The sequence below is a fragment of the Corallococcus sp. bb12-1 genome (genome assembly GCF_026626765.1).
GTDB classification, from domain to species: Bacteria; Myxococcota; Myxococcia; order Myxococcales; family Myxococcaceae; genus Corallococcus; species Corallococcus terminator.
On the sequence record NZ_JAPNJZ010000005.1, the window covers coordinates 235,236 to 242,549 of the forward strand.

Below are 7,314 nucleotides of genomic sequence, written 5' to 3' on the forward strand. Positions count from 1 at the left end.
CGGAGAACACGAACGCCACGCGAGGCGCACGCGGTGCGCCCTTCACCGGCGCCGCCGGCTTGCGCAGTTGCCGAGCCAGGTCCTCCGCGTCCTTCGCCACCAGCGCGCGGCGGAACTCGAAGACCTTGCGGCCCATCGCGTGCGTGAAGGCCAGGTCCGCCAGGGACTGGCCCTCCATGCCCGCGAGCACATGTGCCTCCAACTGGCGCGCCGCCGCCTCCAGCGCCTCGGGCGTGCGCGCGGACAGCAGGACGAGCTGGTGGGAACGCGAGGTCGCACCGCTCCGCCGCAAGGGGGCTTCCCCGAGGACGGCGTGGGCGTTGGTGCCGCCAATGCCGAAGGAGCTGACCGCGGCGAAGCGGGGCGTCGCGCCCCGGGGCCACGGCCTCAAGGCGGTGTTGACGAAGAACGGGCCCGCCGCGAAGTCGATCTGCGGGTTGGGCTGTTCGAAGTGGAGGCTGGGTGGGATCTCGCCGTGGTGCAGCGCGAGCGCGGCCTTCATCAGGCCCGCCAGACCCGCGGCCGTGTCCAGGTGGCCGATGTTCGTCTTCAGCGATGCCAGCGCGATGGTGCCCTGGTGCTCGGGCCCCAGGCCGTAGGCGCGCGTCAGGGCCGCCACTTCAATCGGGTCGCCCAGGGTGGTGGCGGTGCCGTGGGCCTCCACGTAGCCGATGGCCTTCGGCGACACGCCCGCGTTGGTCAGGGCCTGCGTCACCACGGCCGCCTGTCCCTGCACGCTGGGCGCGGTGAAGCCGGATTTGTGCAGACCGTCGTTGTTGAGGGCCGAGCCTCGGATGACGGCGTAGATGGCGTCGCCATCCCGGACCGCGTCCTCCAGACGCTTGAGCACCACCGCGCCCACGCCGTTGCCCGACAGCGTGCCCTTGGCCTTCGCGTCGAACGCGCGGCAGTGGCCGTCCGGCGAGAAGATGAGCCCTTCCTGGTGCACGTAGCCCGTGCGCTGCGGCACCGCCAGGCGCGTCGCGCCCGCGAGCGCCACGTCGGATTCGCCCCCTCGGAGGCTCTTGCAGGCCAGGTGCACCGCGACGAGGCCGGTGGAGCACGCGGTGTACAGCAGCGTGCTCTCACCCCTCAGCCCCAGCTTGAAGGACGTCTTCGTCGCCAGGCTCTCGTGCGTGGCGGTGCCCTGCAGCTCCAGGAAGGACGCCGCATCCAGTGGCATCACCTGACGGACGGCCTCCGAGTAACCGGAACCGGAGGCCCCCGCGTACAGCGAGATGGCACCGGGGAAGCGCTCCGGATCCACGCCCGCGTCCTCCAGCGCGGTCCACGCCGTCTGGAGGAACAGCCGCTGCTGCGGATCCGTGAACTGGGCCTCGCGCAGGGACATGTTGAAGAAGGCATGGTCGAACTGCTCCACGCCCTCCAGGATGCCGGCGGCCGGGACGAACGCCGGGTGGTGCCACAGCTCCAGCCCTTCGGGCAGGCCCGGCATGTGCTCCAGCTCCTCCGGCGAGAAGCGCGAGATGGACTCCACGCCTCCGCGCAGGTTGCTCCAGAACTCCGCCACCGTGCGCGCGCCCGGGAAGCGGCCCGCCATGCCGATGATGGCGATGGCACCGGAGGCGCTGGCCTGCGGTGCCCCACGCGGGCGGTGACCCGTCGCAGGGGCCACAACGGACACCGAGCCCTGGGATTCGCGCTCCAGGCGCTGGGCGAGCGCCTCCACCGTCGGGTGTTCGAACAACCACACCACGGGCACGTCGCGCTGGAGTTCCTCGCTCAGACGCGCGGCGATGCGCACCACGGACAGCGACGTGCCGCCCAGGTCATCGAAGAGGTGGTCGTGCACACCCACACGGTCGGTGGACAGCTCACGGGCCCACACCGGGGCGATGCGCTGCTCCAACGGATGGGTGGGCTCCACGAAGCGCCCCTGCCGTCCGGTGGACGCGGCGTCCGGCGCGGGCAGGGCCTTCTTGTCCACCTTGCCGCTGGGATTCAGGGGCAGGGTGGGCAGCGTCACGAACACCGACGGCACCATGTACTCCGGCAGCCGCTGCCGCAGCGCCTCGCGCATCCGCGCGGCCTCCAGCGTGTGGCCTGCACGAGGCATCGCGTAGACGACGAGCCGCTTGTCTCCGGGCACGTCCTCGCGCACTACCGCCGCGACCTCCTGCACCTCGGACTGCTCGCGCAGCGCGGCCTCCACCTCCGCCAGCTCGATGCGGAAGCCTCGCACCTTCACCTGGTTGTCGATGCGTCCGAGGAACTCCAGCACCCCGGTGGGAAGCCAGCGGACCAGGTCGCCCGTGCGGTACAGCCGAGCCCCCGGCAGCGCACTGTTCGCGTCCGGCACGAAGCGCTCCGCCGTCAGATCCGGCCGCGACACGTAGCCTCGGGCCACGCCGTCCCCCCCGAGGAACAGCTCGCCCGGCACGCCCACGGGCACCGGCTCCAGCAGCGCGTCCAACACGTACACCGTCGTGTTGGCGAGCGGCGCTCCGATGGGCACCGAAGCACCCACCTGATCCGGCCGCTCCACCGTGAAGGTCGTGGCGACCACCGAGCACTCGGTGGGGCCATACGCATTGGTGAAGGGCCGTCCCAGCGTCTCCACCGCCTTGCGCACGTGCGGCACGGAGACGATGTCGCCGCCCGCGTGCAGCTCCCGCAGGCGCCCGAGGATGTCCGGCCGGTGCTCCATCAACTGCGAGAAGAGTCCGGACGGCAGGTGGGCGAAGGTGACGCCGTGGCGCTCCACCACGCGCGCGAGCGTGTCCATGTCTCCCGCGGGCACGTGGCCAGGGAAGATGACGAGCCGACCACCGTGCAGCAGCGGGGTCCACAGCTCCAGCACGGATCCGTCGAAGGACACGGGCGCGAAGAGCAGCCCCGTGTCGCGCGTGCCGTAGCGGGAGTAAGGCGACGCATGCGCGAGGCGCAGCAGGCCGCGTTGTTCGACGCCCACGCCCTTGGGGCGCCCACTGCTGCCGGAGGTGAAGATGACGTACGCCAGGTGGCGCGGTCCCACGTCGACCGCGAGCGCGGTGTGGGGCTGACCTTCGAGCGACAGGTCCTCCACGAAGTGGCACGGCAGGGACGCGTCGGGCAGTCGCAGCCGTGCGCGCAGCTCACGCGTGGTGAGCAGCAGGTGCGGTCGGGCATCCTCCAACATGAAGCCCAGCCGCTGCGCGGGATAGGACGCATCCAAAGGCACGTAGGCCCCGCCTGCCTTGACGATGGCGAGCACCGCGACGACGAAGCCCACCGAGCGCTCCAGGCACAGCGCCACCGGCACGTCCGGTCCCACGCCGTGGGCCCGGAGAACATGCGCGAGCTGGTTGGCCCGCGCGTCGAGCTGCGCGTAGGTCAACCGTTCGTCCTCGGACTCCACCGCGACGGCATCGGGCGTCCGCGCGGCTTGGAGCGCGAACGCTGCCGCGACGGTGCTGTCGGAGGGATAGGGGCGGGCGGTGTCATTCCACGCGACGAGCACCTGCTGGCGCTCATCGGACGTGAGCCACGGCAGACGGAAGAGCGGCGCGTCCGGTGCGTCGACCGCGGCCTCAAGCAGCACGCGCAGGTGCCCGGCGAGCCGGGTCGCGGTGTCCGCGTCGAACAGGTCGGTGGCGTACTCCAGCCAGCCCTCGAAGCCCCGCGCTGATTCAGCCAGGGACAGCGTCAGGTCGAACATGGCCGTGCCGGTGTGCACGTCCAGCAGGCGCGATTGGAGGCCCGGCAGAGAGGGCGCATCCACCTGCGCGCCCTGGAGGTTGAACATCACCTGGAACAGCGGCGTGTGCCCGCGATCGCGCGGAGGCTTGAGGGCCTCCACGACCTTCTCGAAGGGCACCTCCTGGTGCGCGTACGCGCCCAGGGCCGTGTCCCGCACCCGGCCCAGCAGCTCCCGGAAGGTGGGCGCACCGGACAGCCGGGTGCGCATCACCAGGGCGTTGACGAAGAAGCCCACCAGCCCCTGGAGCTCCGCGCGGCCCCGGCCCGCGATGGCCGTGCCCACGCTGATGTCGTCCTGTCCCGAGCGGCGCGCGAGCACCGTCTGGAAGGCCGCGAGCAGCACCATGAAGGGCGTCGCGCCCTCGCGCACCGCCAGCGTCCGCACCGAGGCCGAGAGTCCGGCCTCCAGCACCACGGGCACCCGCGCGCCCGTCATCCCGCGCGCGGCTGGACGCGGCCGGTCCGTGGCCAGTTCCAGCAGTCGGGGGGCTCCGGCGAGCTGCTGCCGCCAGTAGTCCAGTTGGGACTCCAGGCGGGCCCCGTCCAGCCATTCCCGCTGCCAGTCGGCATGGTCGGCGTAGCTCAGCGGCAGCGCGGGCAGGGGAGACGGCCGACCTTCGAGCCGTGCCGCGTAGAGCGCGGACAGCTCGCGCACGAGCACCGCCATGGAGGTGCCGTCCGACACGGTGTGGTGCATGACCAGCACCAGCACGTGCGTGCGTGCGTCCAGCGTGAGGAGCGTGGCGCGCACCAGCGGTCCTCGCGCCAGTTGGAACGGGCGGCGGGCCTCCTCGTGCGCGAGGCGGGAGGCTTCGGCCTCACGGGCTCCGGCTGGCAGCGATTCCAGCGACACGCGTGCGAGCGGCAACGTCAGGTCCGGAGCGATGACCTGCGACGGCCGTCCCCGCACCTCCCGGAAGGTGGTCCGCAGGGATTCATGGCGGGCCGCGAGCGCCGCGAGGCTGCCCTCCAGCGCGGCCACGTCCAGCGCACCCTCCAACCGGACCGCCGCGGGCAGGTTGTAGGTCGCATCCCCTGGGGCGTACTTGTCCAGGAACCACAGTCCCGCCTGGGCGAAGGACACCGCGCGTTCGCCTTGCACGTCGCGGCGGCGAGGCGCGTCAGGTACCGGACCCGCTTCCTCCCGGAGGGTCCACAGTCGCTGCGCCAGGGACGTGATGCTGGGTCCCTGGAGGAGCCACTCCATGGGGACGCTCAGCCCCGTGCCCGCGGACACCGCGTGCGCCAGCTCCACCGCGCCCAGGGAGTCCAGTCCGTAGCGCGTCACCGGCGCCGAGACGTCGATGTCCTCGGGGACCATGCGCACGTGCCGGGCGACCACGCCGCGCAGCCACGTCACCAGCTCCTGCTCGGAGACCGGGCCCGTCGCGTCCGTGCCGAACACCGCCGCCTGGGCTGAGGCCGTGCCGGACGCCTGTCCCGTCGATGTCACGTCGTGCTTGAGCGATACGGTGGCCGTGCCCCCGTCTTCCTTCGAGCCAGGGACCGACGAGGCGCCAGGCGCCTCCTGCCACTTCCTCACCTCCTGCAACGTCCCCGTGAGGAAGCCCGTGCGGCACGCGTACCGCTGCACCTTGCCGCTGGAGGTCTTGGGCAGGCTGCCCGGCTCGATGAGCATCACCGCGTGCGCCTGCACCTCGTGCGACTCCGCCAGCCGCTGACGGATGGCGCCGAGCGCCGCGTCCACCGCCTCGAACTGCTGGCGCAGACTCTCCAGCCGGCGCACGTCGATCTCCTGCACGACGACCGCGCGCTCCTCACCGCCCACGTCCACCGAGAACACCGCGCTCCCGCCGGGCCGCAGCGCCGGGTGCGCCGCCTCCACCGTCGCCTCCAGATCCTGCGGGTAGTGGTTGCGACCCCTGAGGATGATGAGGTCCTTGCGCCGCCCGGTGACGTACAGCTCACCCTCGGGCCGCAGGAAGCCCAGGTCGCCCGTGCGAAGGAACGGCCCGGAGTCCTCGTGCGCGATGCGCGCCTGGAACGTCTCGCGCGTCGCTTCCTCGCGACCCCAGTAGCCCCGCGCCACGCTCGCGCCCGTCACCCACACCTCGCCCACTTCGCCCGGTGCGCGCCGCTCCAGCGTGTCCGGATCCACGATGGCGATCCGCTGCTCCAACAGCGTCCGGCCGCAGCCCACCAGCGTCCTCGCGCCCGGTGCGTCCGTGCCCGCTTCCTCCGCGCGGTGATGCTCCAGCGCGCTCCCGGAGATCGTCACCGACACCGGCGGGGCCGACTTCTCGCCTCCGGAGACGATGAGCGTGCCTTCCGCCAGGCCGTAGCAGGGATAGAACGCCTCGCGCCGGAAGCCGCTCGGCCCGAACGCTTCCACGAAGCGATCCAACGTCTCCGGACGGATGGGCTCCGCGCCGCAGAACGCGACCTCCCAGCGGCTCAGGTCCAGCGCGCGTCGCTGCTCGGGCGTGCTCTTGCGCACGCACAGGTCGAACGCGAAGTTGGGCCCACCGCTGATGGTGCCCCCGAACCGCGACACCGCCTCCAGCCACGCCATGGGTCGCTTGAGGAAGGCCATGGGCGACATCAACGCCACCGGGAAGCCTCCGTGCAGGGGCTCCAGGATGCCGCCGATGAGGCCCATGTCGTGGTACGGCGGCAGCCAGATGACGCCCACGCTGTCCGCGCGCGCCTGGAACGCGTGGTGGATGAGCCCCAGGTTGTGCAGCAGGTTCGCGTGCGTGAGCATCACGCCCTTGGGCGTGCCCGTGCTCCCGGACGTGTACTGGAGGAACGCGAGCGACTGCGCGTCCACCTCCGGCGTGCGCCAGTCCCGCTCGCCGCCCTCCGGCAGCGTGTCCGTCGCCATCCAGTGCAGCGCGCGGAAGTCCGGCGCCTGTTCGAAGAGGAAGTCCGACAGCTCCAGGATGCCCGACGTGGTGAGCACCACCGACGCCTGCGCGTCCTGGATGATGGCCCGCAGGCGGGGCAGGGTGCGCTCCAGCCGCATCGGGTCCGGCGGATAGGCTGGCACCGCCACCGCGCCCGCGTACAGACACCCGAAGAAGCCCGCGATGTAGTCCAGGCCCGGCGGATACAGGAGCAGCACGCGCTCGCCCACCGCACCCCGTGCCTGCAACGCCGCGGCGATGCGTCTGGCGCGGACCTCCAGTTCGAACGCGCTGAGCACCGTCTCCTCACCGGCCTCTTCTCCGAGGAAGGTGTAGAGCGGAGCGTGGGCGGAGGGGCCCGCCGCGAGGTTCAACAGGACGCCAGGAAGGGTTCGCGAAAAATCAGGCACGGGGAGCCATCCGAAGTGTCGAAAAACGCTGACACTTCTTAGCAGCCCTTCCGCGTGTGCCTCAGGCACTCACGGTGCCAATGCTTGCTGATACGTACCTGTTGTCTCCAGCCCCATCGAGCCGCGAGCGACGGTGAGGCGGAAGATTCGTCACAGCCGAAAAATCATTTCAGCCAGATCAGGAAGTTCTGTTGCTTCAACACAACCGCGCATCCGGAAGCCCGACGGTGCGGTGAGGCAGGCCAACGTGTGTCACGCAGGGTGAAGGTGTTGCTCGATGATCCCTCGGCCCACGTGAGGCCCGCTCCCCAAAGCAGAGGGAGCGGGCTCGTGCGCCG

1 protein-coding gene (cut by a window edge) is annotated in these 7,314 nt (G+C 71.4%); it reads right to left on the minus strand.

From position 1 onward, the window contains the following. On the minus strand, positions 1-6,976 hold the 5' portion of the coding sequence (locus OV208_RS10230; protein ID WP_267573649.1) for a non-ribosomal peptide synthase/polyketide synthase. It extends 23,732 nt beyond the left edge of the window; only the first 6,976 of its 30,708 coding nucleotides appear in the window; it begins with the start codon at positions 6,974-6,976; its stop codon lies beyond the left edge, outside the window. Positions 6,977-7,314 lie beyond the last annotated feature (338 nt).